General features: G+C 65.7%; 1 protein-coding gene. It reads left to right on the plus strand.

Features of this window, described 5'->3' with window-relative positions; translation table 11 throughout:
• On the plus strand, positions 1 to 223 hold a 223-nt coding region (locus R0J87_RS18510), incomplete at its 5' end, for a putative endonuclease domain-containing protein (RefSeq protein ID WP_498888008.1).
• Between the last annotated feature and the right edge of the window lie 249 nt (positions 224 to 472).

Raw genomic sequence — 472 nt, forward strand, 5'->3', positions numbered from 1 at the left:
CGAGGGGTGGCTCATCATCGAGTGCGACAGCAAGGAGTTCCACGAGGGTTGGGCCAAACAGGTCGATGATCGGCGGCGGGATATGGCAGCTGCGATGCAGGGGTATGTGACGATCCGGCCCCTTGCGGTCGACATTCTGCGGAACGATCCGACCGTCCGACAGGCAGTCGCCGAGGTCATCCGGGGAATGGGACCGCGCTTTCGGCCCACGACTCGCTCATGACTCCTCAAGGATTGGCTGTAAGGGAGCCCAGATGCCGGCGAAAGCGAGGTCGGTGCGCTTTCTTGAGGAGTTGTGAACACCGGTCGCGACGAACCCCCGCGAGACCGACCGGCCGTCAGAGACGGGCGGCGAACTCGTGGATCAGGCGGGCAGCGGGCTCGGAGTCGCTGATGAGTGTGCCGTGTCCGTGGTCGGGGATGACCTCGAGCGCGGCACCGGGGATCGCGTCGAGGATCTCGCGGCACCAGC

Origin of the sequence: Halomonas sp. SIMBA_159, assembly GCF_046536035.1 — a bacterium.
Taxonomy (GTDB): Bacteria; Pseudomonadota; Gammaproteobacteria; order Pseudomonadales; family Halomonadaceae; genus Vreelandella; species Vreelandella venusta_A.